The 23665-nt window shown below is 59.7% G+C and carries 24 protein-coding genes and 2 pseudogenes; 14 read left to right on the top strand and 12 right to left on the bottom strand.

From position 1 onward, the window contains the following. Positions 1 to 63: 63 nt before the first annotated feature. The 8 genes from JNB71_RS16990 to msuE form a co-directional block, all read right to left on the bottom strand. On the bottom strand, positions 64 to 1311 hold the full coding sequence (locus JNB71_RS16990) for an SfnB family sulfur acquisition oxidoreductase (RefSeq protein WP_220373004.1): 1248 nt from the start codon (positions 1309 to 1311) through the stop codon (positions 64 to 66). 27 nt (positions 1312 to 1338) lie between these two features. Beyond that, positions 1339 to 2121, bottom strand: coding sequence for an ABC transporter ATP-binding protein (locus JNB71_RS16985; RefSeq protein WP_220373003.1), 783 nt, complete (start codon positions 2119 to 2121; stop codon positions 1339 to 1341). Positions 2122 to 2242: 121 nt separating this feature from the next. Beyond that, positions 2243 to 3577, bottom strand: a complete 1335-nt coding sequence (locus JNB71_RS16980; RefSeq protein WP_220373002.1) for an ABC transporter substrate-binding protein — start codon at positions 3575 to 3577, stop codon at positions 2243 to 2245. Between the two features lie 100 nt (positions 3578 to 3677). Beyond that, positions 3678 to 4718, bottom strand: coding sequence for a branched-chain amino acid ABC transporter permease (locus JNB71_RS16975; protein ID WP_220373001.1), 1041 nt, complete (start codon positions 4716 to 4718; stop codon positions 3678 to 3680). Positions 4719 to 4721: 3 nt separating this feature from the next. Then, a complete protein-coding gene (locus JNB71_RS16970; protein ID WP_220373000.1) occupies positions 4722 to 5618 on the bottom strand; it encodes a branched-chain amino acid ABC transporter permease in 897 nt (298 codons plus the stop codon). Then, positions 5618 to 6532 carry an ABC transporter ATP-binding protein gene (locus JNB71_RS16965; protein ID WP_220372999.1) on the bottom strand — a complete coding sequence of 305 codons (915 nt, stop codon included), beginning with the start codon at positions 6530 to 6532 and terminating at the stop codon, positions 5618 to 5620. Before JNB71_RS16965 ends, JNB71_RS16970 begins: the two co-directional genes overlap by 1 nt. A 137-nt stretch (positions 6533 to 6669) precedes the next feature. After that, positions 6670 to 7773 carry a dimethylsulfone monooxygenase SfnG gene (gene sfnG / locus JNB71_RS16960; protein WP_220372998.1) on the bottom strand — a complete coding sequence of 368 codons (1104 nt, stop codon included), beginning with the start codon at positions 7771 to 7773 and terminating at the stop codon, positions 6670 to 6672. A gap of 20 nt (positions 7774 to 7793) precedes the next feature. Continuing rightward, complete coding sequence (gene msuE / locus JNB71_RS16955; protein WP_220372997.1) at positions 7794 to 8390, bottom strand: FMN reductase; 597 nt, start codon at positions 8388 to 8390, stop codon at positions 7794 to 7796. A gap of 679 nt (positions 8391 to 9069) precedes the next feature. On the opposite strand from msuE, the gene tauA reads away from it, so the two are divergent. Genes tauA through JNB71_RS16940 form a run of 3 tightly spaced genes read left to right on the top strand, consistent with a single transcriptional unit; the run spans position 9070 to position 11771 of the window. Continuing rightward, entirely contained in the window at positions 9070 to 10080 is a 1011-nt protein-coding gene (gene tauA / locus JNB71_RS16950) for a taurine ABC transporter substrate-binding protein (protein ID WP_220372996.1), read from the top strand. A 60-nt stretch (positions 10081 to 10140) separates the two neighbouring features. After that, on the top strand, positions 10141 to 10932 hold the full coding sequence (locus JNB71_RS16945; protein ID WP_220372995.1) for a taurine ABC transporter ATP-binding protein: 792 nt from the start codon (positions 10141 to 10143) through the stop codon (positions 10930 to 10932). Further along, positions 10929 to 11771: an ABC transporter permease subunit gene (locus JNB71_RS16940; RefSeq protein ID WP_220372994.1), complete on the top strand. Its 843-nt coding sequence runs from the start codon at positions 10929 to 10931 to the stop codon at positions 11769 to 11771. The genes JNB71_RS16945 and JNB71_RS16940 overlap by 4 nt, the downstream gene beginning before the upstream one ends. 52 nt (positions 11772 to 11823) lie before the next feature. On the opposite strand, the pseudogene JNB71_RS16935 reads toward JNB71_RS16940, so the two are convergent. Then, a pseudogene (locus tag JNB71_RS16935) lies at positions 11824 to 12108 on the bottom strand (alpha/beta hydrolase); the annotation flags it as partial. A 230-nt stretch (positions 12109 to 12338) separates the two neighbouring features. On the opposite strand from JNB71_RS16935, the gene JNB71_RS16930 reads away from it, so the two are divergent. From JNB71_RS16930 to JNB71_RS16910, 5 genes are all read left to right on the top strand, one after another. Beyond that, positions 12339 to 13187, top strand: coding sequence for a MetQ/NlpA family lipoprotein (locus JNB71_RS16930; RefSeq protein ID WP_220372993.1), 849 nt, complete (start codon positions 12339 to 12341; stop codon positions 13185 to 13187). Between the two features lie 102 nt (positions 13188 to 13289). Next, the gene (locus JNB71_RS16925) at positions 13290 to 14372 is read left to right on the top strand and encodes a methionine ABC transporter ATP-binding protein (protein WP_220372992.1); all 1083 of its coding nucleotides are present in this window, start codon (positions 13290 to 13292) and stop codon (positions 14370 to 14372) included. Then, positions 14353 to 15009: a methionine ABC transporter permease gene (locus tag JNB71_RS16920; RefSeq protein WP_220372991.1), complete on the top strand. Its 657-nt coding sequence runs from the start codon at positions 14353 to 14355 to the stop codon at positions 15007 to 15009. Before JNB71_RS16925 ends, JNB71_RS16920 begins: the two co-directional genes overlap by 20 nt. An 87-nt stretch (positions 15010 to 15096) precedes the next feature. Next, positions 15097 to 15651: a LysR family transcriptional regulator gene (locus JNB71_RS24845; protein ID WP_220372990.1), complete on the top strand. Its 555-nt coding sequence runs from the start codon at positions 15097 to 15099 to the stop codon at positions 15649 to 15651. Continuing rightward, positions 15609 to 15824, top strand: coding sequence for a hypothetical protein (locus JNB71_RS16910; protein ID WP_220373390.1), 216 nt, complete (start codon positions 15609 to 15611; stop codon positions 15822 to 15824). The genes JNB71_RS24845 and JNB71_RS16910 overlap by 43 nt, the downstream gene beginning before the upstream one ends. Positions 15825 to 15935: 111 nt before the next feature. Here JNB71_RS16910 and JNB71_RS16905 read toward each other — a convergent pair whose 3' ends face one another. Then, positions 15936 to 16412 carry an Lrp/AsnC family transcriptional regulator gene (locus JNB71_RS16905; RefSeq protein WP_220372989.1) on the bottom strand — a complete coding sequence of 159 codons (477 nt, stop codon included), beginning with the start codon at positions 16410 to 16412 and terminating at the stop codon, positions 15936 to 15938. Between the two features lie 144 nt (positions 16413 to 16556). Between JNB71_RS16905 and JNB71_RS16900 the strand changes: the two genes are divergently transcribed. After that, a complete protein-coding gene (locus tag JNB71_RS16900; protein ID WP_220372988.1) occupies positions 16557 to 17576 on the top strand; it encodes a 1-aminocyclopropane-1-carboxylate deaminase in 1020 nt (339 codons plus the stop codon). Positions 17577 to 17960: 384 nt separating this feature from the next. On the opposite strand, the gene JNB71_RS16895 is transcribed toward JNB71_RS16900, so the two are convergent. Then, the gene (locus JNB71_RS16895; RefSeq protein WP_220372987.1) at positions 17961 to 18365 is read right to left on the bottom strand and encodes a M10 family metallopeptidase C-terminal domain-containing protein; all 405 of its coding nucleotides are present in this window, start codon (positions 18363 to 18365) and stop codon (positions 17961 to 17963) included. A 569-nt stretch (positions 18366 to 18934) separates the two neighbouring features. Here JNB71_RS16895 and JNB71_RS16890 point away from each other — a divergent pair. After that, positions 18935 to 19189, top strand: a complete 255-nt coding sequence (locus JNB71_RS16890) for a DUF6894 family protein (protein WP_220372986.1) — start codon at positions 18935 to 18937, stop codon at positions 19187 to 19189. A 42-nt stretch (positions 19190 to 19231) separates the two neighbouring features. After that, positions 19232 to 19951: a Crp/Fnr family transcriptional regulator gene (locus tag JNB71_RS16885; RefSeq protein WP_220372985.1), complete on the top strand. Its 720-nt coding sequence runs from the start codon at positions 19232 to 19234 to the stop codon at positions 19949 to 19951. Between the two features lie 333 nt (positions 19952 to 20284). On the opposite strand, the gene JNB71_RS16880 is transcribed toward JNB71_RS16885, so the two are convergent. Further along, on the bottom strand, positions 20285 to 21376 hold the full coding sequence (locus JNB71_RS16880) for an extracellular catalytic domain type 1 short-chain-length polyhydroxyalkanoate depolymerase (RefSeq protein WP_220372984.1): 1092 nt from the start codon (positions 21374 to 21376) through the stop codon (positions 20285 to 20287). An 86-nt stretch (positions 21377 to 21462) separates the two neighbouring features. Between JNB71_RS16880 and JNB71_RS16875 the strand changes: the two genes are divergently transcribed. The 3 genes and pseudogenes from JNB71_RS16875 to JNB71_RS24515 form a co-directional block, all read left to right on the top strand. Next, positions 21463 to 21690: a hypothetical protein gene (locus tag JNB71_RS16875; RefSeq protein WP_220372983.1), complete on the top strand. Its 228-nt coding sequence runs from the start codon at positions 21463 to 21465 to the stop codon at positions 21688 to 21690. Between the two features lie 779 nt (positions 21691 to 22469). Then, a complete protein-coding gene (locus JNB71_RS16870; RefSeq protein ID WP_220372982.1) occupies positions 22470 to 23225 on the top strand; it encodes an SDR family oxidoreductase in 756 nt (251 codons plus the stop codon). A 135-nt stretch (positions 23226 to 23360) separates the two neighbouring features. Then, a pseudogene (locus JNB71_RS24515) lies at positions 23361 to 23636 on the top strand (carboxymuconolactone decarboxylase family protein); the annotation flags it as partial. Positions 23637 to 23665 lie beyond the last annotated feature (29 nt).

The raw sequence follows: 23665 nt of genomic DNA, 5'->3' as shown, positions 1-23665 counted from the left end.
GGAAGGTCGCGTTACGATGCGATAGGTAAGGGCCGGCGCAACGGCCGCCGGCCCGTTTGCTCCTCAGCTCCAGGCGTGCAGCGGCGGATTCTCGCCGTTCAGGAAATATTTGCCGAGGATGGCATATTTCCAGCGAACGGGATCATGCAGCGTATGGGTGCGGGCATTGCGCCAATGGCGGTCGAGGCCGTGTTCGGCGAGCGTCGAGCGCGTGCCGGCCAGTTCGAACAGCTTGTTGGTGGCAAGAATGGCGATTTCCGTCGACAGGATCTTCGCTTCTGCGGTGACGATCTGGGCTTCGGCAACGGTGTCAGCGTTCGGGTCGAGCACCGCCCGGTCGATGGCGTAGCCCGCCTTTTCCAGCAGGGCCTGCGCTGCATGCAGCCGCAAGGTCAGGTCGCCGATCGCCTGGATCGTATAGGGATCGTCCCAGGCGTTGTCGACACCGGAATCGACCCATGCGCGGCTCTTGGTGCGCACGAAGCTGACGGTCTCGTCGATCGCGGCCTGGGCGATGCCGGTATCGACGGCGACCTGGATGATCTGGAAGATCGCCCCATCGGCCGTCGGAACCTCATAGCCCTTGTAGCCGGGCACCAGATGCGTTTTCGGCACCTTGACTTTGTTGAGCAGCACTGTCCCCGAAAGGGTCGTGCGCTGGCCGAAGGACGACCAGTCGTCGATCACCGTAAGTCCTTCGGCGCCCCGATCGGCGATCGCATACCAGGCCCGGCCCTCGTCGTCGAGGGCGACGATCGGCACAAGATGCGCGAGCAGCGCGCCGGACGAATAGAACTTCTGGCCGTTGACGATGACATGATCGCCAGCATCGGCGAATCTCGTTTCGAAATCCACCGCCCGCTTGGAGCCGAATTCCGAGAAGGCGTTGCCGAAGCGTGTGCCCTTGAGCACTTCGGCGAACAGCAGCTTCTGCTGCTCTTCGTCCGAAACGGTGCGGATCGCGGCCACCACTCCCAGATGGTTCTGCGCGACCTGCCCGATGGAGCTATCGGCAGCCGAGATGATCTCTATCACCTTGGCTAGCGTCGCATAGGACACTTCCGGACCGCCGAATTTCTTCGGGACATTGATCGACCACAGCCCGCTTTGCGAAAAGGCGTCCAGTTCCTTGGCCGGCCAGATCCGGTCGCGGTCCCTCAGGGCCGACTCCTTGACGAACTCGGCGGCAAGCGCCTTCGCGACGGCGATTGCTTCGGCATCGGTCTTGATGACGTGGGCGGGTTCAGCCGGACGAGGGACCGGCGGCACCGCCTTTGCGGCATTCTCGGTATTGACGTTGGACAGTGTCATCGACGTTTCTCCTCTTGGATTTCAGGGTTAGCTGGCAAGCGCCGGGATCGCCGGATCGACGGCCTTCTTGCCGAGGTAGAAGGACTTGATGTCGTCGCGCTCGCGAAGGTCGCGGGCATCGCCCGAAAGCACGGCCACGCCGTTTTCAAGGATGGTGGCGCGATCAGCATATTTCAGGGCGACGGCGGAGTTCTGCTCCGCGACCAGGATCGACAGTCCCTCGTCACGGTTGAGACGCCGCAGGGTGCGGAAGATGTCCTGGACTATTATCGGTGCCAGCCCCATGGAGGGCTCGTCGAGCACGAGCAGGCGCGGCCGCGACATCAGCGCCCGGGCAATCGCCGTCATCTGCTGTTCGCCGCCCGATGTCAGGCCGGAAAGCGCCTGCCGCTTCTCCTTCAGCCTGGGGAAATGCGTGTAGACCTTCTCGATATCCCGGGCGATTTCCGCACGGCTGCTGCTGGCGCCGAGACCGCCGGAAACGAGGTTCTCCTCAATCGTCAGGCTGCGGAAGCAATGCCGGCCTTCGAGAACCTGAACGAGCCCGGCGCGCACCAGGTTGGCCGGGCTCGTCCTCGTGACATCGAGGCCCTCGAACCGGATGCTGCCGGAAACGATCTGCCCGCGTTCGGCAGGCAGGAGATTGGATACCGCCTTCAGCGCCGTCGTCTTGCCGGCACCGTTGGCACCCAGCAGCGCCAGGATTTCGCCCCGCTTCAAGGTGAAGCTGACGCCGTCGAGCGCTGTGATGGCGTGATTATACGTCGCCTTCACACCGGCAACACTCAGAAGGACATTCTCTTGAGCCACGATCGTGTTCCTATCCGCTTGCAAAAGGGCGATTGAAAAGAGAGGCGCGGGGCTGGTTGTGAGGGAAGACAGCCACCCCCGCGGATCCTCGAGGCCGCGCGAAATGCGCAGCCTTGAGGGATCAGTTGGTCGCCGTTTCTGCGTCTTCAGCGCTGCGCAGCTTGATGCCCTTTTCGGCGGCATAGGCTTCCGACGACTTTTCGATGATCGGCCGCAGCAGCGCCCAGTCGGGTGCGATCCAGTCGGAAACCACGTTCCACTTGGCGCCGTCCCACTGTTGGAAGGTCACGTAGCCGTTGCCCTCGTGATTGTCCCAGGTGACGTTAATCGAGTGGAACAGGCCCTTGGCGCCGAGTGCCTCGACACGGGCAGGATCAAGCTGAAGATGTTCGAAGCCCCAGCGCACTTCGTCGCCCGTGAGAGTCCGCTTGCCGAACTTCTCCTGCGCGATGCGAATAGCCTCGACATTCAGGATGCCGTTGACGATGCCGAGATTGTGGTAGACCGAGCCGATGCGCTTCTTGTCTTCCAGGTTGCCCTTGCCGGCGTCGTAGATCGTCTTGACGATCTCCTGCACCACAGGATATTCAGCCCCCGACGCTTGGGTTGTGATCGCGGTATAGCCCTTGGCGGCCTCGCCGGCCGGAATGGCGTCCTCTTCGGAATTCGACCAGACATTGCCGATGATGTGATCGACCGGGAACCCGGTCTTGGCGGCGGTCTTCAGCGCCACCGGATTCATGACGCCCCAGCCGCGCAGAACGACGTAATCGGGCTTGGCGCGGCGGATTGCCAGCCATTGCGACTGCTGCTCGTTGCCCGGATGCGGCACTTCGATCTGCTGCAGTTCAAAGCCATATTTCTGCGCCAGCAATTCGTAGATCGGGATCGTCTCCTTGCCATAGGGCGAGCCGTGATACAGCACGGCGATCTTCTTGCCCTTCAGGCTTTCCAGACCGCCTTCCCTGGAGGCGATGTAGTTCACGATGCCAGACGTCTCGCTGTAGGGGTTGAGCAGCAGCGGGAAGACATAAGGGAAGACGCGACCATCGGTGGAATCCGTGCGGCCATGGTTGATGGTGATCAACGGCACCTTGTCGGCCGTGATGCGGTCGATCATCGCATAGGCGATGCCCACCGAAAGCGGGTTCCAGGCCGCCACGTTCGGATTGCTCTTCAGCCGTTCGTAGGCCTCGACGCCGCGCTCGACTTCGTACTGGGTCTCGGCTTCCGACCAGGTCAGCTTGACGCCGTTGACGCCGCCATCACGGGTGTTGACGAGGTTGAGATAATCGATAAAGCCGCCGAAGAAGCCGGTACCGCCGGCCGCATAAGGTCCGACCCGGTAGCTCTGGAGGGGAAAGTATTGCTCGTCGGCATGGGCCGTCGGCAAGGCCACCGTGAGGGCGAGGCCTGCGGCCAGCACGGCCGCTTTGAAGTTGCTGAGGATCGTCATTTCTGGACACACTCCGGGTATCGACCGGGCAAGGCACCGGTTCTGGGGTTGATCTGATGAAGGTTGACTGCGGATACGGAGCATATTCGCTCCGGACTGGTCAGGTCCGCCTGACAGCGGAACCTATGCGTCTTCGGATCCGGTCCCAGAGGGCGACGAGCCCGTCCGGTTCGAGGATCAGAAACAGGATGATGAGCGTGCCGAGCACGATGCGCTGGCTCATGTCGAGCACGCCCGAATCGAACACGTCGCCGAGCAAAAACGAGCCCGCCCGCGACAGGAAAAGCGGAAAGACGACGATCAGCGCGGCACCGAAGAAGGCACCTCGGATCGAGGCGAGCCCGCCGATGATGACGATGAACAGAGTCTGGAACGATCGGTCGAGATTGAAACCAGCCGGTTCCACCGTGCGCAGGTAGGCGAAAGCCCATAGCACACCGGCGACGCCGATGATGAAGGACGAAATCGCAAAGGCGAGCAGCTTGGTCTTCAGCACGGGAACGCCGATGATCTGGGCCGCCGTTTCATTGTCGCGCACGGCGATAAAATTGCGGCCGGTCTGCGAATTGACGAGGCGATGGGCCAGAAACGTCAGCACCACGACGACGCTCAAGGCGAAATAGTAGCGCCCGACGGGACCTTCGAAGACAAAGCCCGCAACCGAGAGCGCCGGGGCATCGATGACACCGGAGGCCGAGTCATTGGAGAACCAGCCAAACTTGGTCAACGCCCATTGCACGAAAAACTGCGCCGCAAGGGTCGATACCGCGAGGTAGAAACCCTTTAGACGGAGGCTTGGGAGGCCAAACACCAGACCGATGGCAGCAGCGGCAAACCCGGCCAGCACGATGCTGGCGATCAGCGGCAATCCATCGATCCTGAGATTGAAATTGAAGGCAGCGAACGCACCGACCGCCATGAAAGCGGCGCTGCCTAGCGACACCTGGCCCGCATAGCCCGTCAGGATGTTGAGCCCGAGGCCGGCAAGACTGAGCGCCAGGAAGGGCAGAAGGATGGCTTCGAACAGGTAGCTCGATCCCAGAAGTGGAACAGCGACATAGGCGATCGCAAGCAATGCCGATGGCACGGCCCACGTTGCGGGGAAATGGTAATGCGGGAGATCGGAGTCGATCACGGACATGTCTCAGACCCTTTCAACAAGCTTCTGGCCGAAAAGCCCGGAAGGGCGAACAAGCAGGAAGGCGAGCGCGATCACATAGGCAAACCAGCCCTCGATACCGCCGCCGAAATATTCGCCGATATAGACTTCGGCCAGCTTCTCGGATGCGCCGATCAACAGCCCGCCGACGATGGCGCCGAGGATCGAATCGAACCCGCCGAGGACGAGCACCGGCAGGGCCTTCAGCACGATCAGCGATAGCGAAAACTGCACGCCGACGCGTGCGCCCCAGAGAAGGCCTGCGACAAGGGCGACCAGCCCTGCCGCCGCCCAGACTGTCGCCCAGATCCAAGGCAGCCGAAGCCCGACGGCGAGGGCTGCAAACTGATCGTCCGCCACGGCGCGAAAACCGAGCCCGATGCGGGTATAACGAAAGAAAACGGACAACAGCGCGACCAGCCCCCCCGCGACAACCGCCGCGAAGATATCGAACTGGCTGATGAAGACGCCGCCGACATCGAAGGGCAGATCCTCGATGCCGAGATCAAGCCCATGCACTTGCGTGCCCCAGATCAACTGCGCCGCTCCCTCGATGATGTAAGATAGGCCCAGCGTCGCCATGAACAGCGTGATCGGCGGCTTGTTGGTCAACGGCCGCAGCACGGTGCGCTCGACGGCGGCGCCGATCAGGACCATGATGGCGAACGTGATGAGAAAGGCGAACGGGAAGGAAACGCCGCGTTCGGTCAGGCTGACGAATGTCAGCGCCGCAAACAGCAGCATGGCTCCTTGCGCGAAATTGAGCACGCCCGAGGTCTTGTAGATCAGCACGAAGCCAATCGCGACCATCGAATACATGACGCCCGACAGGAGACCGCCGACGAGGACCTCGGTAAAGAACAGCCAGTCGAAATCGGCCATCAGATTCCCTCCCCGTCTTCATTTTCTGGCGCGACCCCAAGATAGGCGTCAATGACGCGCTGATCGCGCTGGACCTCGTCCGGCGGGCCATCGGCGATCTTGCGACCGTAGTCGAGTACGGCGACGCGGTCGGACAGCCCCATGACGACGCCGATGTCGTGTTCAATTAAAACCACGGTGGTGCCGAATTGATCACGGGCGGCGCGCACGAAGCCGGCCATTTCGTTCTTCTCCGTCACCGTCATGCCGGCCATTGGCTCGTCGAGCAGCAGGATGGCCGGCTCGGCAACAAGTGCACGGGCAAGTTCGACCCGCTTCTGCAGGCCATAGGGAAGCGTTCCGGCCAGGCGGTCCCGAACTTGGGTCAAATGGAGGAATTCGAGAATGCGCGCGGCCCGGTCGCGGGCATCGGCGTCTTCGCGGCGCGACAGGCCGACGCCCGCGATCTGGCCCAAAAAGGAGGAGCGGACCGCGTGAGCGCGGCCGGAGACGACATTGTCGAGAACACTCAGGCCTTTGAACAGGGCCAGATTCTGGAAGGTGCGGGCAATACCCAGGCGGGCGAGTTCCTGGGTCGGCACCTGGCCATAGCGCTTCCCTTCAATCCGGACATGGCCGCGATCGGGCCTGTAGATTCCGCTGACGACATTGATCAGCGAGCTCTTGCCTGCACCATTCGGCCCGATGATCGCCCTGATTTCTCCCCTGCGCAGGGAAAGGTCAATATCGCTCAGCGCCACGACGCCGCCGAAGGAGAGACTGATGCCCGATAGTTCGAGCGCGCCGTCACGCCATCCATCTTCAGGCGCCTCGTCGCCGGGGGCACGCGCCTCGCGAGCCGCGAGATGCTCCTGAACATCCGGCGGAATGGGCGCCGAACCCAGGCCTCCAAAAGCGTATGTCATTGCGTGCATGCCCGTCTCTCCAGATTCATTTCGCGCCGTGTCCCCGCGCAGATGCCGCAAGGCACGGTTTCCCCTTCGCGGGCCGTCAAAGGCCGCGTCGCAATCGCAATGGCGGCCCTGATCGGGCCACCGTTGCCGATGACGGATTATTCGGCAGCGACAGCAGTCGCGATCTCGGCCTCTTCAAGCTCGCGGATCAGCGGGATGACGTGCTTGCCGAAATAGTCGACTTCTTCCTGGAAATGCAGGAAGCCGAGCAGAATGAGATCGGCGCCGGCGCGCTTGAGGTTGACGACCCGTTCGGCCACCTGGCGTGGCGTGCCGATCAGGTTGGAACGGAACCCGTCATTGTACTGGACCAGGTCGTCGAACGAGGATTTTGCCCAGTTGCCCTCGCCCTCAGGCGATGACTTGCCAGCGTTCTTGACCTCGTGACCGAAGGCATTGACCGCTTCCGGATTGGCCTTCTCGATGATTTCGGCAAGTACAGCCTTTGCCTCTTCCTCGGTCTCTCGGACGATTGCAAAGGCATTGACGCCGACACGAACCTTGTGGCCGTTGGCCTTCGCCTTTGCCTGGATGTCCTCGACCTGCTTGCGGATTTCCTCCGGCGTGTTGCCGTTGGTGAAATACCAGTCTGAAACGCGCGAAGCCATGTCGCGAGCCGCGCGCGAGGAGCCGCCCTGGAATATTTCCGGCTGCGGATCGATCGGTTTCGGCTTCAGGGAATAATTGGTGAAACGATAGAAGTCGCCGTTGAACGAAAAGTTATCTTCGGTCCAGATGCCGCGAAGTGCCCGGATGAACTCCTCCGAGCGGCGATAGCGTTCATCATGGTCAAGCCAGTGCTCGCCGATCGCATGGAACTCGCCGCGGAACCAGCCGCTGACGACATTGACGGCGACGCGACCATTGGTCAGATGATTGATCGTGGCGATCTGTTTGGCGGCCAGCGCCGGATTCCAGGGACCCGGCAGGATGGCGGCAATGACCTTGAGCGACGTCGTCGATTCCAGCAGCGCATGACTGAACGAAACCGACTCATGCTGGTACTCGGCCCCGTAGCCCGCCGTGAAGCGTATCTGGCTCAGCGCATAGTCGAAGCCGCTGGCTTCGGCGATCTGCGCCAGCTTGCGGTTGTACTCGATGGTCCAGTTGGTCCGCTGCTCGATATTGGAAATGACAAGTCCGCCCGAGACATTGGGCACCCAATAGGCAAATTTGACCGGCTCTCTGTTCGCGTAAGACATGATATTCTCCCTCTTCAATTTTAGGCGGAAGCCGCGACAAGCGCCGGGCGATGACCGGCAACACTGGCGGACTGGGTTTGATCGTTAGCGGAAACAGCCTGCGCGAGTTCCGACACGGCGCGTTGAATGCGCGCGTCAACCGCAGGATTGCTGATCTCGTATCCGCTGAAATCGGCTTCAGTGGCATAGATGGCGGTGGGCAGCGTGAACGCGTTGAAGAAGCCGAACAACGGCCGCAACTGATGCTCAGTCATCAGCCCGTGCAGAGGTGTTCCACCTGTCGCTGCGAGAATGATGCGCTTGCCGGTGAGCGCCCGGTAATCGACAAGATCGAATAGATGTTTCAACGCGCCGGTATAGGATGCGCGGTAGACCGGAGAACCGACGACGAGCACGTCAGCCGTCTCGACAGCATCAATGATCGCGCGCCCTTCCTCATCGAGCTGGTCGGCACGCAGGGCCTTGAAAAGAACCGGCGCAGCGTTCACCAGCTCTATTATCCGACCGCGCCCTCCCAGCCGGTCCACAGCCAGCGAAACAATGGACTCGACAAGCGAGGCCGTGCGCGAAGGTCTTTTGACATTCCCCGAGAGACCGAGGATGGTTGGACCAGTCATTTGAGTTTCCCGTAATTAAACACTATCTCTATAAATTGTATATATAATAGGGCTTGGACAGGAATGAATTTTCAAAAGAGGCGACAGAATTGAAAAACGCCGCTCTCTTTTCCGCATGGAAGCGAGCGGGTCAACTCACGCGGGCTGCTGTGAAGTCATGGTGAGGCCTGCGCTAGCCACGTCCTTCGCTTGCGCTCGGTGCAATCCCGTTGCGACGAATTGCGTGCCCATTAACGTGGGGCAGTCCCAGTCGTGCGGCCGAACGTGTCCAGCGCGGCGGAAACCGGTTCGATCCGCTACATAACGCGGATGCCCGCCAAAAAGCGGTCGTTTGACCGAACGTTCCGGCATGTGGCTGTCGTTTCCTTCAGCTTGACCGGATGGTTCAATGGTAGGTTCGGCAGGCCCAGTAACCGAAGCTGCAGGCTTCTTCCAGGTGCGGATAGCCGGACATGCTGAACGTATAGATGCCGATCTGGCGCTATTGAGGGCGAGACGCGCATCACCGGAAGCGTCTCGCTAAACCTAAAAAAATGGAACAGCATTGCAAGACAAACCAATTATCAGGAATTATTTATCTCCATAAAAACTATCGGATATATGATCCTAACGTCGTCACGGTTCCGAGAAAGCCCCGGGTTCGGTCGGAAACCACAAAGTCAAACGGCGGGAGATTAATATGTCCGTAACACGACGCTTGTTCGTAACGACGGCGGCCGCAGCCGCTGTTCTCATCAGCACCAGTTTCAGCGCAGCCTATGCGGCTGACGTGACGCTTAATGTCGGATACCAGCCGATCGTCGAGCCATCGCGGGTTCCGCAAGCCGACGGCACCTACGAGAAGGTGACCGGAGCCGCCATCAACTGGCAGAAGTTCGACGGCGGTGCCGACGTGATCGCGGCGGTGGCTTCCGGCTCGATCGATATCGGTTATGTCGGCTCGTCGCCGCTTGCTGCCGCCGCAAGCCGGGGGCTTGAGATCCAGACTATCTTCGTCGTCGGACTGATCAGCGAAGCAGAAGCGCTGGCCGTCAAGGGCATCAGCAAGCCGGAGGAACTCGCCGGCAAGAAGATCGCCACACCGTTTGTGTCCACCGCCCACTATAGCTTGTTGACGGCGCTGAAGCACTGGAATGTCGATCCGAAATCTGTCGAGATCCTCAACCTGCGCCCGCCGGAAATCGCCGCAGCCTGGTCGCGCGGCGATATCGACGGTGCTTACGTCTGGGATCCGGTTCTTGCCGAGCTGAAGAAATCCGGGACAGTGCTCGCAACGTCAGCGGACGTCGCGAAGTGGGGTGGTCCGACCTTCGACGCCTGGATCGTCAGCAAGAAGTTCGCCGACGCTCACCCTGACATCGTCACGGCTTTCGTGAAAGTGACCGGCGACGCCTACGCCTCCTACCGCACCAATCCGGACGACTGGAACGCCAACTCGGCTGCCGCCGAGAAGATTGCCAAGCTGACGGGCGCCAAGCAGGACGAAGTTCCGGCCTTGCTCAAGGGCTATTATTTCCCCTCCCTGGAAGAACAGGCCGGCGCCGACCTGCTCGGTGGCGGCACGGTCAAGGCCGTCGCCGAAACGTCGGCCTTCCTGTTCGAGCAGGGCAAGATCCCTTCGGTCCTGCCGGACTACTCGCCCTATGTCTCGACCCGCTGGGTCACAGAAGCAGCCAAACTTTCCTTCTGACAAAACTAAACAACCGGCCAGGCACCCTTGGGGACGCCTGGCCCTTCGAAAGCCTTTGCTGTGAGCATTCTTTCCTTCGAAAATGTATCCTTGGACTACGGCGCAGCCGCAAAAACCGGGAAGCTGGTTCTCGGCGCGATCAATCTATCCCTTCGCGCTGACGAGTTCGTCGCCGTCATCGGCCGATCGGGTTCGGGCAAGACCAGCCTTCTCAATCTGGCTGCGGGTTTCATTGCGCCCAGCAACGGCCGCATCGCCATCGACGGCGTGACCATCGACAGGCCGGGTGCGGACCGCGCCGTCGTTTTCCAGGACGATGCGCTATATCCCTGGCTGAACGCCCGCGACAACATTGCCTTTCCGCTGGCACTCCGATCCGTTCCGCGAGCCGATCGTTTCGAGGCGGCGGAAAAGTTGCTGAACCATGTCGGGCTTCCCGGCGCCGGCGACAAGAAGATATGGGAACTCTCTGGCGGCATGCGCCAGCGTGTCGGCATCGCTCGCGCACTCGCATCGAGCCCCCGGTTTCTCCTCCTTGACGAGCCGCTTGGCGCGCTTGATGCCCTGACGCGCGGAAAGATGCAGGAACTGCTCCTCACCATCTGGTCGCAAAGTGGTGCCGGCGTTCTTCTGATCACGCACAGCATCGAGGAAGCCCTGCTCCTTGCGACCCGTGTCGTCGTCCTGTCACCCGATCCGGGGCGCATCGCAGCCGATATACCCGTGAGCTTCGGCCGGGAAGTGCTGGCAGGACAGCCCGTGCGCACCATCAAGAAACAGAATGCGTTTCATTCGCTTCAGGAAACCCTGACCGACCTCATTCACGACGAACAGGCAGAGCGTGCCGCATGACAGTGTCCACGGAAACCTACATTGCCGCCGGCAGCCTCTCTGGCAGCAACGATCAAAGCCGCAGACAGCGCCGTACCTTTCCGACGATCATGATTTCGCTGATGACCGTCGCGGCACTGATCGCTGGCTGGACAGCGCTGTCGCTCTATCAGATCATCTCGCCAATCTTCCTCCCCTCGCCGCTCTCGGTCGGACGATCATTCGTCAATCTGGTGACGGTCGGCTTTGTTGATTCAACCCTTGCACAGCACACCGGAGCCAGCCTTCTCCGTATTTTTGCGGCCCTCTTCGCTTCCGTTTTTATTGGCATTCCGGTCGGCCTCGCGATCGCCTCGAGCCGCGTCGGCAAGGGCATCTTCGACCCTATCGTGGAATTTCTGAGACCCTTGCCGCCGCTTGCCTATCTGCCGCTGATCATCATCTGGGTCGGCATTGGCGAGACGTCGAAAATCGTTGTCATCTCGCTGGCTATGCTGCCTGCGATCATTCTTTCGACCGTCGCGGGCGTGAAGTCCGTTTCCAGCGACAGGATCAATGCAGCCCGCTCCTTCGGCGCGACCACCGCCCAGGTCCTGCGTCACGTCACACTCCCGAGCGCCCTTCCCTCGATCCTGACCGGCGTAAGGATCGCGCTTGGTGCAGGATGGTCGACGCTCGTTGCCGCGGAGCTTGTCGCAGCCACGCGGGGCCTCGGATTCATGATACAGGCAGCCGCGCAATTTCTGGTCACCGACGTGGTCATCAGCGGCATCCTCGCCATTGCTGCAATCGCTTTCTTGCTGGAAACAATCGCGCGGCTGATCGAACGGCGGCTGGTACCTTGGGGCAGCCGGCTTTAGGAGAGCAATCGCCGGTCTTCGACCAGTCCCCGAAACGGGCGACGCGATCCGATCATCGACATGACTCCGGCCAGCCTGTCGGATTGATTTCGATGGAGCAGGCAGACGAGCCTGTAACCAAGCTCACAGGCCCAAATCCGCTTGCGACGTTGATCTGTCCGGCATGGCCGAGATCAATCAGGTCACTGCCCCAGACGGTCGCATAATGCCTGCATTGCTCGCACGGCATCTGGGGATCGTTGAGGCTCGAGACAACAAGGCTCGGAAACGCCAATCGCTTTTGAAGCATCGCCCCGAAGTGAATAGCGTCTGGATGGATTTCGTCCGTCTTGTCGAGATGACAGGGCGCATCTGCTCTCTTCGACGGGTTCTGATGAACTTAGTCTATAATTTAAGTAGAAATCTTGTCTGCCGTTCTCGCACTGGTGAGATTGTTTTTCCTGCATCGGTCTGCACAACAAATAATCATGCTTCGCTCATCAAACGGGCATTTGCGATCCTGACGCCCGAAACACTCCTCCCGTGTTTCTCGATTTCATCCTCCCGGGATTTAGACAGGAAACTCTCATGAGCAACATCTTCGCCCCCTTTATCAAGGCGATCACGCGGCCCCGCCGCGCCGCCCTTGCGGCACTGCTGGCCACCACATTCGCAGTCGCGGTGACATCACTTCCCGACACGTCGGTGGCGCAGGAGGCCAAGTCCATCAAGGTTGGCATCATCAGCGGTGAGGACGAAGACGTATGGCGCGTCGTGACGGCCGAGGGCGCCAAGCAGAATCTTACCATCGAAACCGTCGTCTTCAACGACTACACGCAACCCAATGAAGCGCTCGAACGCGGCGAAATCGACGCCAATGCTTTCCAGCATCTCCCCTATCTTGAAAACCAGATCAAGGCGCACGGCTACAAGATCGTCCCTGTCGGTTACACCGGCGTCTGGCCGATCGGGCTCTATTCGAAGAAATTCACCGAAGTCTCTGCGCTGCCGGAGGGTGCAGTCGTCGGTGTCCCGAACGACCCGTCAAACGAGGGCCGCGCGCTGCGTGTGCTGCAGAATGAAGGCATCATCAAGCTGAAGGAGGGCACCGGCATTCTTGCAACGATTGCCGATATTGTCGAAAATCCCAGGAAGATCGAGATCAAGGAACTTGATGCGGGCGTCGTCGGGCGCGCCATCGAGGATCTGGATGCGGCCGTCGTCAATACCGACTGGGCGCTGAAGAGCGGGCTGACACCGGAACACCGGATCGCGCAGGAACCGGTGGACGACAACCCCTATCGCAACTTCATCGCTGTCAGGGCTGGTCAGGAAAACGAGCCCTGGGTCAAGACGCTTGTGTCCGCGTACCAGAACGACACCGTGAAAGCGGAGTTCGACCGGGTCTACAAGGGCACCGGCATCAGCGCTTACTGATACTGAGCATAGACTGGGTCATGTCGAGGCGGCCGTCGGATTTTGTCCGGGCCGCCTTTGGCTTTGGACATTGATTTCCGCTGAAGCGCAGAAGGACGTTGCATGAATTCACACCCAACCGTGGCCGCGACAGCCGTGCCGCAAGATGCCGAAGACAAGCCGGATGTCGTCCGACTGACAGATGTCCGGCGCCATTTCGGTAAGACCGCAGCACTCGACGGGGTTTCGCTCTCCGTTCGCAAGGGCGAGATCCTCGGCCTTATCGGGCGCAGCGGCGCGGGCAAATCCACGCTTATCCGTTGCCTCAACGGTCTGGAGCGGCCCGATTCGGGTCGTGTCCTGATCGAGGGCCGGGACATCGCAGGCGTGTCGGAGAAGCAGTTGCAGCCATTGCGGCGCAAGATCGGCATGATCTTCCAGCACTTCAATCTCCTGTCGGCCAAGACCGTCGAAGAAAATGTCGCGCTGCCGCTGAAGATCGAAGGCCTGCCGAAGGCCGCCCGGTTCAAGCGTGCGGCGGAATTGCTGGATCTCGTCGGGCTGTCGGAGAAGGCAAAAGCCTACCCCTCGGCACTCTCGGGTGGGCAGAAGCAGCGGGTCGGCATCGCCCGTGCGCTGGCCGCACGTCCCGCGCTTCTCCTGTCGGATGAAGCCACATCGGCGCTCGATCCGGAGACGACCCACGCAATCCTGGCGCTTCTCAAAGACATCAACAAGAAGCTCGACCTCACCATTCTGCTGATCACCCATGAGATGGAAGTGGTGCGCAACATCGCCGACCGGGTCGTGGTCATCGATGGTGGGCGCATTGTCGAGGAAGGCGCCGTCTGGTCGGTCTTTGCCAACCCGCAAAGCGTCACGACGCGCAGCCTTCTAAGCACCATCCGACCGCAACTGCCCGACCATATCGCAAAAAAACTCCGGCAAAGCCCCGATGGAGAAGCCATACTCAGCGTCGACCTCGCCGGACCCCATGCCAGTTCGCCGCTCCTTGCCGATCTCTCGGCAGAGCTGCCAAACGCGTTCCGGCTGATCCATGGCGGCATCGATCATATTCAGGAGCAGCCGGTTGCGCGCTTCTTCATCGGCGTTCCCGATCCTTCCAGGCTGACGCCCGTCCTGCAGTTTCTGAAGGGTCGTTCGGCCCGTGTGGAGGTCCTTGGTTATGACGCCCGTCCTGTTTGATCTGCTTCTCCGCTCAGTCTGGGAAACGCTGCTGATGACCTTTGCCGCGGGCCTGATCTCGCTCATTGCTGGCCTGCCGCTCGGGCTTGCACTGGTCGCTACCGATCGCGGCGGCATTGCCGAAAACCTCTCGGTTAACCGCCTGGCCGGCGCCATCGTCAACGGGTTTCGCTCGGTGCCCTTCATCATCCTCCTGGTGGCCCTCATTCCCGTCACGCGCCTGATCGTCGGAACGGCGCTCGGGACCGCGGCGGCCATCGTACCGCTGGCGATCGCCGCCACGCCCTATTACGCCCGGATCGCAGAAGTCTCGCTCAGGGAGGTTGACCGGGGTCTGATTGAAGCGGTTCGCGCGATGGGCGGAAATCGATGGACCATCATCCGCGAAGTGCTGGTGCCGGAAGCCCTGCCGGGCATCGTCGCCGGCTTTACCGTGACGCTCGTCACCCTGATCGGTGCATCGGCGATGGCAGGCGCCATCGGCGCCGGTGGCCTCGGGGACCTCGCGATCCGCTATGGCTACCAGCGCTTCGAGACGAGCGTGATGGTTGCGGTCGTCGTCGTCCTGATCGCCATCGTCTGCGGCATCCAATGGCTGGGCGACCGCCTTGTCGAGCGTATCGATCACCGGGCTTGAGCAAAGGGCCGCGGCCTACCTGAACCGGTGGCAGCGGCTTGGAACGGCGCCTGCGCGACCGAAGGCCTGCCTCGTCTGGCGCCCTCGATGATATGCTCGACCAACTCGGGAGCGCCGGGCCGGGATTACCATCTGGAATCGCTAGTGTGGATAGCGCGACTTGGCACATTCGCGGCAGCTGCAGAGCGATTGAATACCACCCAGCCTGCTATATCTGCGCGCATTAGTGAGCTCGAAAAGAGATTGTCGGCAACACTGTTCCGGAGGAATGGCCGTACGATGGCCTTAACGCCTGCGGGGCGAGAGCTTGTCCGTGAGTACACCCCAATATGGGACCAACTGCAGGCTGCACTTCTCCGAAGTGCCGGCTTCGACCAAATTCGGGGGATAGTTCGCATCGGATCCGGCGAAATCGCGGCGGCGACGTGCTTGCCACAGTTCGTCGCTAATATGAAGCGTCGATGGGACGATCTTACGTTCGAGATCGATATTCAGTTAACCGCCCAACTTATTCAAAGCCTTGTTGCCGGAAAGATCGATATCGCATTCGCTGCCAGCCTGGTGGGGCCCGCCTTGTCGTTTTTGCCAGAGAAAGTGCCGTGCTTCTCGAGGCGGAGCAGACGGTCTATTGCCTCGACCTAGCACTTGAGCAGATTGCTAAGGAACTGCGTCATCGCGCCGATGTTTCGCACGAAATCGCGTCCTATTTTAAGGAGGGGATCAAACGGCAATGGCTCCAAACCGTCGTCGGGATCTTGCCGGACGGTCTGGCAGAGCGCTATCAAGAGAGTGGCTCGCTGACCGGACATCACTAGGTCTCGCAAGAGCCGTGGGATTGTTCCCTGCCCTCATCAGGGAGCGGCAACCCATGCGTCCGGCCGTCGTTATTTCGGGTTCAAGAACACGAAGGGCTGCGCCCTCTTGGATCAGAACGGCAGCCGCGCGTTCTCCTTAACCTCTTTCATCACGAAGAAGGTTCTTGTTTGGCGTACGCCAGGCAGAGCAATGAGTTTTTGGCCGTGCAGTTTGTTGAAATCCGCCATATCGCGCACGCGGATTTTCAGCAGGTAATCGAAGTCACCCGCCACGAGATTGCAGTCGAGCACTTCCTTCATTTCCATCACGGCGCCCTCGAAGGCGGCAAAACTCTCCGGTGTCGAGCGGTCAAGCACCACGCCGACCATCACCAGTGCCCCGAGCCCAACGGCCGCCGGCACCACTTCCGCACGGACGCCGCTGATATAACCCTCTTCAAACAGCCTTTGCGTCCGCCGGTGACAGGTCGCTGCGCTGACGTTTACCCGCTCAGCTAGATCGGCATTGGAGAGCCGACCCTCGGATTGCAGGGCGCGCAGAATCTTCAGATCGACACGGTCGAAACCTTCATTGGAAGATTCTCTCATTTTAGGCTCATTTTGTTGAAGAAATGAATTATATATCTCGAAGAATATTGCAAATATGTAATTCCCGCAACGAAATTAGGGAGCACATTTCACGCGATTTCCGTTAGCCTGTGGCCAGAAAAATCGGCACGGAGGCCAGGCTCGATGTCACTGCTCGAAAAGTTTGAACGTTATCCCCTCACCTTCGGCCCGACGCCGATCGAGCACCTGCCGCGGCTGACCGCGGCGCTGGGTGGCAAGGTCGAGATCTACGCCAAGCGCGATGACTGCAATTCCGGCCTCGCCATGGGTGGCAACAAGCTGCGCAAGCTCGAATATATCGTGCCGGACGCGATGGCCTCTGGCGCCGATACGCTGGTGTCGATCGGCGGCGTGCAGTCGAACCATACCCGCATGGTCGCCGCGACCGCTGCGAAGATCGGCATGAAATGCGTCGTTATCCAGGAGAAATGGGTGCCGCATTATGACGCCGTCTATGACCGTGTCGGCAATATCCTGATGACGCGGCTGATGGGCGCCGACAGCCGTCTGGTCGACGACGGCTTCGACATCGGCATTCGCAAAAGCTGGGAGGATGCAATCCAATCGGTGAAGGATGCCGGCGGCAAGCCCTACCCGATCCCAGCTGGCGCTTCGGTGCACAAATATGGCGCGCTTGGTTATGTCGGATTTGCCGAGGAGGTTGCGGCACAGGAGAAAGAACTCGGCTTCACCTTCGATTATATCGTGGTCTGCGTCGTCACCGGTTCGACCCAGGGCGGCATGATCGTCGGCTTTGCCGCGCAGGACCGGGCCGAGCGCGTAATTGGCATCGATGCCTCCGGGACGCTCGACCAGACGCGCGCGCAGGTGCGGAAGATCGTCGACTCCACGGCAGAACTGGTGGGCCTCGGCCGGTCGGTCCGCGAGAGCGAGATCGTCATCAATCCCGACTATGCCTATCCAGCCTATGGCGTCCCCTCCGAGGAGACCAATGAGGCGATCCGGCTCGCGGCCCGCACCGAGGCGATGATCACCGACCCTGTCTACGAGGGCAAATCCCTGCAGGGGATGATCGACCTCGCCCGCCGGGGCTTCTTCCCCGCAGGTTCAAAGGTGCTCTTCGCCCATCTCGGCGGCGCGCCGGCGCTCAATGGCTACAGCTATTACTACAAGGACGGTTGAGCCTCGGTCGTCCGTAGCCACCTTGTCATTCTCTAGCGGAAAATGATGATGGCGGCCGTGTTTTGAAGGTCGAGGCCGGCTGAGGCGGTAGGCGCTGCAAAGAGCCGCTAAATTCTATAAATAGTCGGTCGCCATTCCCGGGGACCGGAGCCAGCGCAAACCCCGGTTCCCAAAGAGGTAATATGCGATCGTCAGAGCACAGAGAGTGAACACCCGCTCCGACGCAGGGCGTCACGGAGAAGCATCAGCATCAACGTCGGCAAAGTTCGCAAGAATCCCAACTGTGCCGCGATCCGAGAGAGTCAGGCAAAGCCAGGAGACGCCCGCGAAACCGATGTGACCGGCACTGTTGATAGCGTTTTGCCACTCAAATATTGCGAGCTGTTACAACACGAAGTATCCCTTCGAGAGGGCGATCGCACCATCCAAGTGGATCGCAAAGTCAGCTTTTCCATCTCCGTTTACATCGCCGTAGACATAGGTGTCGGAAGTCTTCTTGTCATATCGCAGTTCGCCGGCCTTCTTGTGAAACGCATCAGTGCCGATAAACCTGAACGCCAGAAGCCGTCGTAATTCCGTCGATGACGGACTGCTCAATCGGTCGCCACTGACAAAGTCGTAGATCGTATCGCGGCCCGTTATCGAAACTGTCGATTCTGTCGTCGCTTTGAACAGGAAGGTGTCGGAACCCGCACCACCCATTAAGTCGTCCGCGCCGAAGCCGCCCTGAAGCCTGTCATTGCCGGCGCCTGCAGACAGGATATCATTGCCGGAACTGCCGGTCAGCATGTTAGCGCGGTCTTGCCGTACAGCTTGTCGGCGTGACTCGAACCCGTCAGATGTTCGATCGAGACGTAGCTATCCTTTGGCGTCGCCGGTATGGGCTAAAGCGTCAGCAAGGCTCGCTGTTAGACCTGACCCGACGTCGCCACGACATAGGAGGCGGCATCCGTCCCTTTACCGCCATCGAGTTTGTCGGCACCTGCGCCGCCAACCAACTTATCGATCTCTTTCAGAATGGCGAGACGGACGAGCGGGACTTTGCAACGCCCCATTGCCGTACCCAGCTTAACGCTCCGCAATTGTAACCACCCGACTGCGCGCCGTTACGCTCGCTAAATGCGGCCGTGGCGCCAACAATGGCTGCTGAACACTATCGCGGCGTGGGGATATTGTCACCGCATCCTTGGGCTCACAGTCGAGGCGCTATCCGGCGCACATTATTTTCTGCTCCTGGGACGTCGAACCGACGCCGCTTGGGAACAATAACCTGTTTGGCAAAGTTGTCTGAACTAACCGGCAGATTCCTTCATAGGGTATGCGGCTGGCTAATAAGGTCAAGCAGTAAGGACCCATCCATGCCCCAGTTCTTTTTCCGCAGCACCGACCAAGATGGCTTCAGTGCGGAAGACCGCGGGTTCGAGTTCCTCGACTCCGAAGCCGCGATCGAAGAGGCAAAGGTTGCTCTGGCCGAAATGGCGGCGGATGGTCTGCCGCAAGAACCGGTCTCGATGATTTCCATTCAAGTCTTGGATTCGAACCATGTGCTTGTTTGCGAGATGCGATTGGTGATGGAAGTCATTACGATTTCCGCCGAACCCGCAAGAGTTTAAGACGTGATCACGTCCGCTAGGCAGGACTGGTCGGGAGGCAACTTGATTGAACCTCTTATATTGAACCTGAGTGCTCGCGACATCATCACTCCTCGCGAAGATGCGCTTTTAAGCTCTAGTATTAAACGCGAGCGATGGTTTGTTGCGGGTGAGGACTTGGTTGTACAGGGTACTCGTCCATCATACAGCACATTGCTGGTGGACGGTTTTGCCGCTCGGTACAAGGTATTGGAGAATGGCCATCGGCAGATCACTGCCATCCACATTGCCGGCGACTTTGTGGATTTGCACGCATTCCAGCTGAAAACAATGGATCACGGAATTTTAGCGCTGTCACCGTGCCACGTTGCGTTCGCGGACCATTCAAATTTGAAAATCTTGACCGAAACGGAGCCACACCTCACCCGGATGCTATGGCTGTCAACGGTCATCGACGGAGCGATTCACCGCGAGTGGATCGTAGCGATGGGCAGAAAGAGCGCCAAATCGCAATTGGCGCACATCTTCTGTGAGCTGTTTATACGCCTGCAGGTCGTCCAAAGGGTCAGCGACCAATGTTTTATTTTTCCGCTCTCTCAAGCCGTGTTGGCGGACGTGCTCGGTCTGTCTCTGGTGCACTTGAACAAGACGCTACAAAAGCTGCGCCAGGAGGATGTGCTGACCTGGAGCAACCGCGTCATTACCATAATCGACTGGAAGAAACTTCAAGACGTTGCAGAGTTCGATCAGGCTTACCTTAACCTGACAAGGGAACCGCGATGAGTGGCAGAACAAATGAGGCTCAGATCGAGTCGCCTCCGAGAGTTCCGCCGTCTCAGATCATGGATGGCACGGATCGCTAGAGTAGGAGAACCCCGTGCCGCGCATGCTCTCAGACGGCCCACTCCGCTGAAGCCGCCGCGCGCGCATCTCTGCAATATCGGTCGCGCCGTCAATCCAAAGCTGCACCCGCATCATGAAATCTGCGTCGGCGTCGATCGGGCGGTCGCGGCGGGGATAGGCTGCAAATGTAACCTGCCGCAGGGCGATATCGCTCCGCGCTCGAGGGCAGCTTTGACTGCAGCTTGACTAAAGACCGCCCGCTTCTGCCAGCGCTCACTTCATGAGGCCTGCCGCCCGAAGGGCTTTCTCGATCGTCGGCTGGATTCCCGTCCCTTGTTCTGAAGAATACGGGGATTGAAAGGTGTTCGCTGACGGCTCGCGCAACGTTCCGGGATCAAGGTTCACCCGTTTTTCGAATGATGCGATCAAGCCCCACGAGCGGGCGATGTGCTGGGTCGAGGAGATGCCGACATCCAGCATATACGGGCCAGCTTTGCCATAGCCCGATGTGGCATCGATCGGCGTTCCATGGCCCATCCCTCCGAGTTGGTAGAGCACGAGGGCTTCGCGGCCGTCCGCACCTCTCCAGACGATCCTTTGATGGTGGTCGATCCGTTGGGTTACGGGCGGGAACTCCACTTCATGCACGCCGCGCCACTGTTCGATGACCGCGAAAGCGTTCGCGGGAACCACCGTATGGTCTTTGGTGCCTTGCCAGACCGATATCGCCGGCCAAGGTCCATCATGCTTGGAAGCAGACAGAAGAAGCGTCTGGAGACCACCCGCTCCGGGTAGCCCCTGGCCCCGCATGCGGTCAAACGCTTCTGGAACCGTCGTCGCAATACCGTACGGAAGGCCTGCAATAATCGCGCCACCTGCGAAAAGCTCCGGATGCGTTGCGAGCATGACGTTCGCCATCGCTCCGCCTGCGGACAGCCCGGTGATGAAGATGCGGCTCCGATCGATGTCGTATGTCGAGGTTACAGTTTCGATCATCTGACGGATGGAAAACGCCTCTCCCTGGTTACGCCGGATGTCACCGGGCAGGAACCAGTTGAAACAAGTGTTGGCGTTGTTGCTGGGCGTCTGCTGGGGAAATAACACCACGAATCCATAGTCGTCCGCAAGGCGAGACCATCCGGAGCCATGGTCATACCCACTGGCCGTCTGGGTACATCCGTGAAGGACGACCACCAGTGGCGCGCGAGGCATGAGGCCATTGGGGATGTGGATTTTCGCCTTGAGGGCACCAGGATTGGAACCGAACGGGCCGAGATCGGTCAGCCTGTCTTCGAACATCGGGGCGGAGCTGTGCGCCGAGCGCAATTTGCGTAGTCTTTTAATAGTGTCGGAAATGGATTGCATCTGGTGCTCCTAGCGGCCTTAGGCGAGAACCGCCCGGTCCTCAACGCACCATACGCCAGAAGGTTGCTGCAACGCACAAATAATTAATGGCACTGCTTATGTTCTTATCCGTGACCTGGCGGCGCAACGATGCTCGTCCGTTTGCCTTCGATGAGTCGGCGTATGGAAAATCCCTGATGTTGCTGGTTCTGGTGCCGAGGATCGCTCACGATCCCGCAAAGGAGAAATCCATGAAGAATTTGCTCGTCGCAACCGCGATCATCGCCAATGTCGGCATCATCCACCTTCGCACAGACGACCAAACCAGCCGCTAACCCGGATGGCGACACTCCGGCGGTCACAACACCTTCGGACCAGAACGCTACGGCTCCGGTAGAAGGCGCGGCGCGTCGCCGCTGCTTGATGACCAGACCACGCCGTTCGAGTTCAACGGACGAATCATCAAGCGCGAGCGCCCGTCAGAAGTCATTGCCAAGAAGATCTACGACCTGGTTCTACTTTCAAAAATCGTGATGCTTTCGACCTTTCCGGCACATATCTCGCCTTGCCGGACGAACTGGCCGTCGCTGCAACATTGCCGTTTCTCACGCAGGAAGTTCATGCTCGAGTCAGACTTCGCATCGAGACCCGCAGGAACGCCTATGACGAAGAGTTGCGCGAGGAATTAAACCCTACCGACTTCCGGGCTGAGTTATATCGGGAATTCATGCGATCTCGCCTTGGAAGCGCTCGATTTCATGGAACGCAGGCCACATCCAACTCCCCTTGTTTTACTGAGAACGGTGGTTATCGGGTACACACAAATGGCCAGGCCGCCATCAGAGTTGTCGCCGCCCTTCAGGCGGTGACACACCCAAAGTCGGGTGGTACTCTGCTTGGGCAATGACGGGGTGAGTAACGATGAGACTCGCCGGCGACAGAGCCGACGAGATGCATCTCGTTGAAGCCCGTGCATCCTGTGTATCGCTTCTAATTGAGGATAGGTTGCCTGAACTTGGCGACTAGAGCGCTACATCTCCCGCACGATAGAATGTTTTTGTCTCCCCAGTCATTCTCCGAAACTGCGTCTTTTGGCCAACGAGGGAGATCTGTCATGAAAATAGTTATTATCGGCGGAACCGGGCTGATCGGATCCAAGACCGCCATACGTCTGCGCAATAAGGGCCACGACGTTCTCGCCGCGTCGCCAAACACCGGCGTCAACGCCATTACGGGTGAAGGTCTGGCGGACGCGCTTGTCGGTGCCGAGGTCGTCATTGATCTTGCGAATGCGCCGTCGTGGGAAGACAAGGCCGTCCTCGAATTCTTTGAAACATCCGGTCGCAACCTGCTTGCCGCCGAAGCCAAGGCCGGCGTCAAGCATCACATCGCCCTCTCGATCGTTGGGACAGAGCGTTTGCCCGAAAGCGGGTATATGAGGGCCAAACTTGCCCAGGAGAGGCTCATCAAGGAATCGCTGATCCCCTATACGATCGTTCATTCCACCCAGTTCATGGAATTCCTGAAAGGCATCGCCGACGGAGGAACCGTCGGTACCGTCGCGCGTCTTTCGCCCGCCGCTTTTCAGCCTATCGCCTCGGACGACGTTGCCGATGCGATGGCGGACGTCGCCGTCGCGAAGCCGCTCAACGGCACGATAGAGATTGCGGGTCCCGAGCGCGCTCCCATGAGCGAGATCATTGCCCGATACCTGAAAGCGGCCAACGATCCGCGGACGGTCGAGGCAGATGTTCATGCGCGCTATTTCGGATCTGAACTCAATGATCAGTCGCTCGTGCCAGTAGGTGGTGCCCGGCTCGGCAAGATCAACTTCGAGGATTGGTTCCGTCAGTCCCAACAGTCGAAGTAAGCCAACATTGAACGCCCTGGGCGCAGTTTTCAGCACATATGAAAGGAACACAAAAATGACCCCGCGCTTCATGCCCTTCAAGGTCGCGCCCGATCGAACTGGAGCCCCACCCTGCTGCCGACGGGCTCGAGCATAGAGGCCCGGAAGCAAGGCGAGACCGAGATGCGGTTGTTGATGTTGGATGCGTGGCGAGAGTCTTCCGTCTACACGGATCGTGAACGCGCCGCCCTCGCCTGGACCGAGGCGTTGACTTTGGTTGCCGACACCGGCGCACCAAATGAAGATTATGAGCAGGCCAAGAAGCAATTCAGCGAGACCGAAGTTGTCAATCTGGCCTTCTCGATCGGTGCAATCAACATTTGGAACCGGCTGCAAATTGCCTCTCGCGCCGCCCACCCGGTCGCGGCTCGACGGTTCCATGACGGATCACTCTTCTACAA

Source organism: Rhizobium herbae (genome assembly GCF_019511375.1).
Classification (GTDB): domain Bacteria; phylum Pseudomonadota; class Alphaproteobacteria; order Rhizobiales; family Rhizobiaceae; genus Pararhizobium; species Pararhizobium herbae_A.
Note: the sequence above shows the minus strand (reverse complement) of the source record. Positions and strands in the feature narration are given on the sequence as shown.

Coding starts and splice junctions, on each gene's coding strand:
- JNB71_RS16970 (WP_220373000.1), bottom strand. CDS start 5,618: ATGGCCGATTTCGACTGGCTGTTCTTTACCGAGGTCCTCGTCGGCGGT.
- JNB71_RS16920 (WP_220372991.1), top strand. CDS start 14,353: ATGACGCCCGTCCTGTTTGATCTGCTTCTCCGCTCAGTCTGGGAAACG.
- JNB71_RS16875 (WP_220372983.1), top strand. CDS start 21,463: ATGGCACTGCTTATGTTCTTATCCGTGACCTGGCGGCGCAACGATGCT.
- sfnG (WP_220372998.1), bottom strand. CDS start 7,773: ATGTCTTACGCGAACAGAGAGCCGGTCAAATTTGCCTATTGGGTGCCC.
- JNB71_RS16930 (WP_220372993.1), top strand. CDS start 12,339: ATGAGCAACATCTTCGCCCCCTTTATCAAGGCGATCACGCGGCCCCGC.
- JNB71_RS16870 (WP_220372982.1), top strand. CDS start 22,470: ATGAAAATAGTTATTATCGGCGGAACCGGGCTGATCGGATCCAAGACC.
- JNB71_RS16975 (WP_220373001.1), bottom strand. CDS start 4,718: ATGTCCGTGATCGACTCCGATCTCCCGCATTACCATTTCCCCGCAACG.
- JNB71_RS16940 (WP_220372994.1), top strand. CDS start 10,929: ATGACAGTGTCCACGGAAACCTACATTGCCGCCGGCAGCCTCTCTGGC.
- JNB71_RS16900 (WP_220372988.1), top strand. CDS start 16,557: ATGTCACTGCTCGAAAAGTTTGAACGTTATCCCCTCACCTTCGGCCCG.
- JNB71_RS16880 (WP_220372984.1), bottom strand. CDS start 21,376: ATGCAATCCATTTCCGACACTATTAAAAGACTACGCAAATTGCGCTCG.
- JNB71_RS16990 (WP_220373004.1), bottom strand. CDS start 1,311: ATGACACTGTCCAACGTCAATACCGAGAATGCCGCAAAGGCGGTGCCG.
- tauA (WP_220372996.1), top strand. CDS start 9,070: ATGTCCGTAACACGACGCTTGTTCGTAACGACGGCGGCCGCAGCCGCT.
- JNB71_RS16925 (WP_220372992.1), top strand. CDS start 13,290: ATGAATTCACACCCAACCGTGGCCGCGACAGCCGTGCCGCAAGATGCC.
- JNB71_RS16895 (WP_220372987.1), bottom strand. CDS start 18,365: ATGCTGACCGGCAGTTCCGGCAATGATATCCTGTCTGCAGGCGCCGGC.
- JNB71_RS16905 (WP_220372989.1), bottom strand. CDS start 16,412: ATGAGAGAATCTTCCAATGAAGGTTTCGACCGTGTCGATCTGAAGATT.
- JNB71_RS16980 (WP_220373002.1), bottom strand. CDS start 3,577: ATGACGATCCTCAGCAACTTCAAAGCGGCCGTGCTGGCCGCAGGCCTC.
- JNB71_RS24845 (WP_220372990.1), top strand. CDS start 15,097: ATGATATGCTCGACCAACTCGGGAGCGCCGGGCCGGGATTACCATCTG.
- JNB71_RS16890 (WP_220372986.1), top strand. CDS start 18,935: ATGCCCCAGTTCTTTTTCCGCAGCACCGACCAAGATGGCTTCAGTGCG.
- JNB71_RS16965 (WP_220372999.1), bottom strand. CDS start 6,532: ATGCACGCAATGACATACGCTTTTGGAGGCCTGGGTTCGGCGCCCATT.
- msuE (WP_220372997.1), bottom strand. CDS start 8,390: ATGACTGGTCCAACCATCCTCGGTCTCTCGGGGAATGTCAAAAGACCT.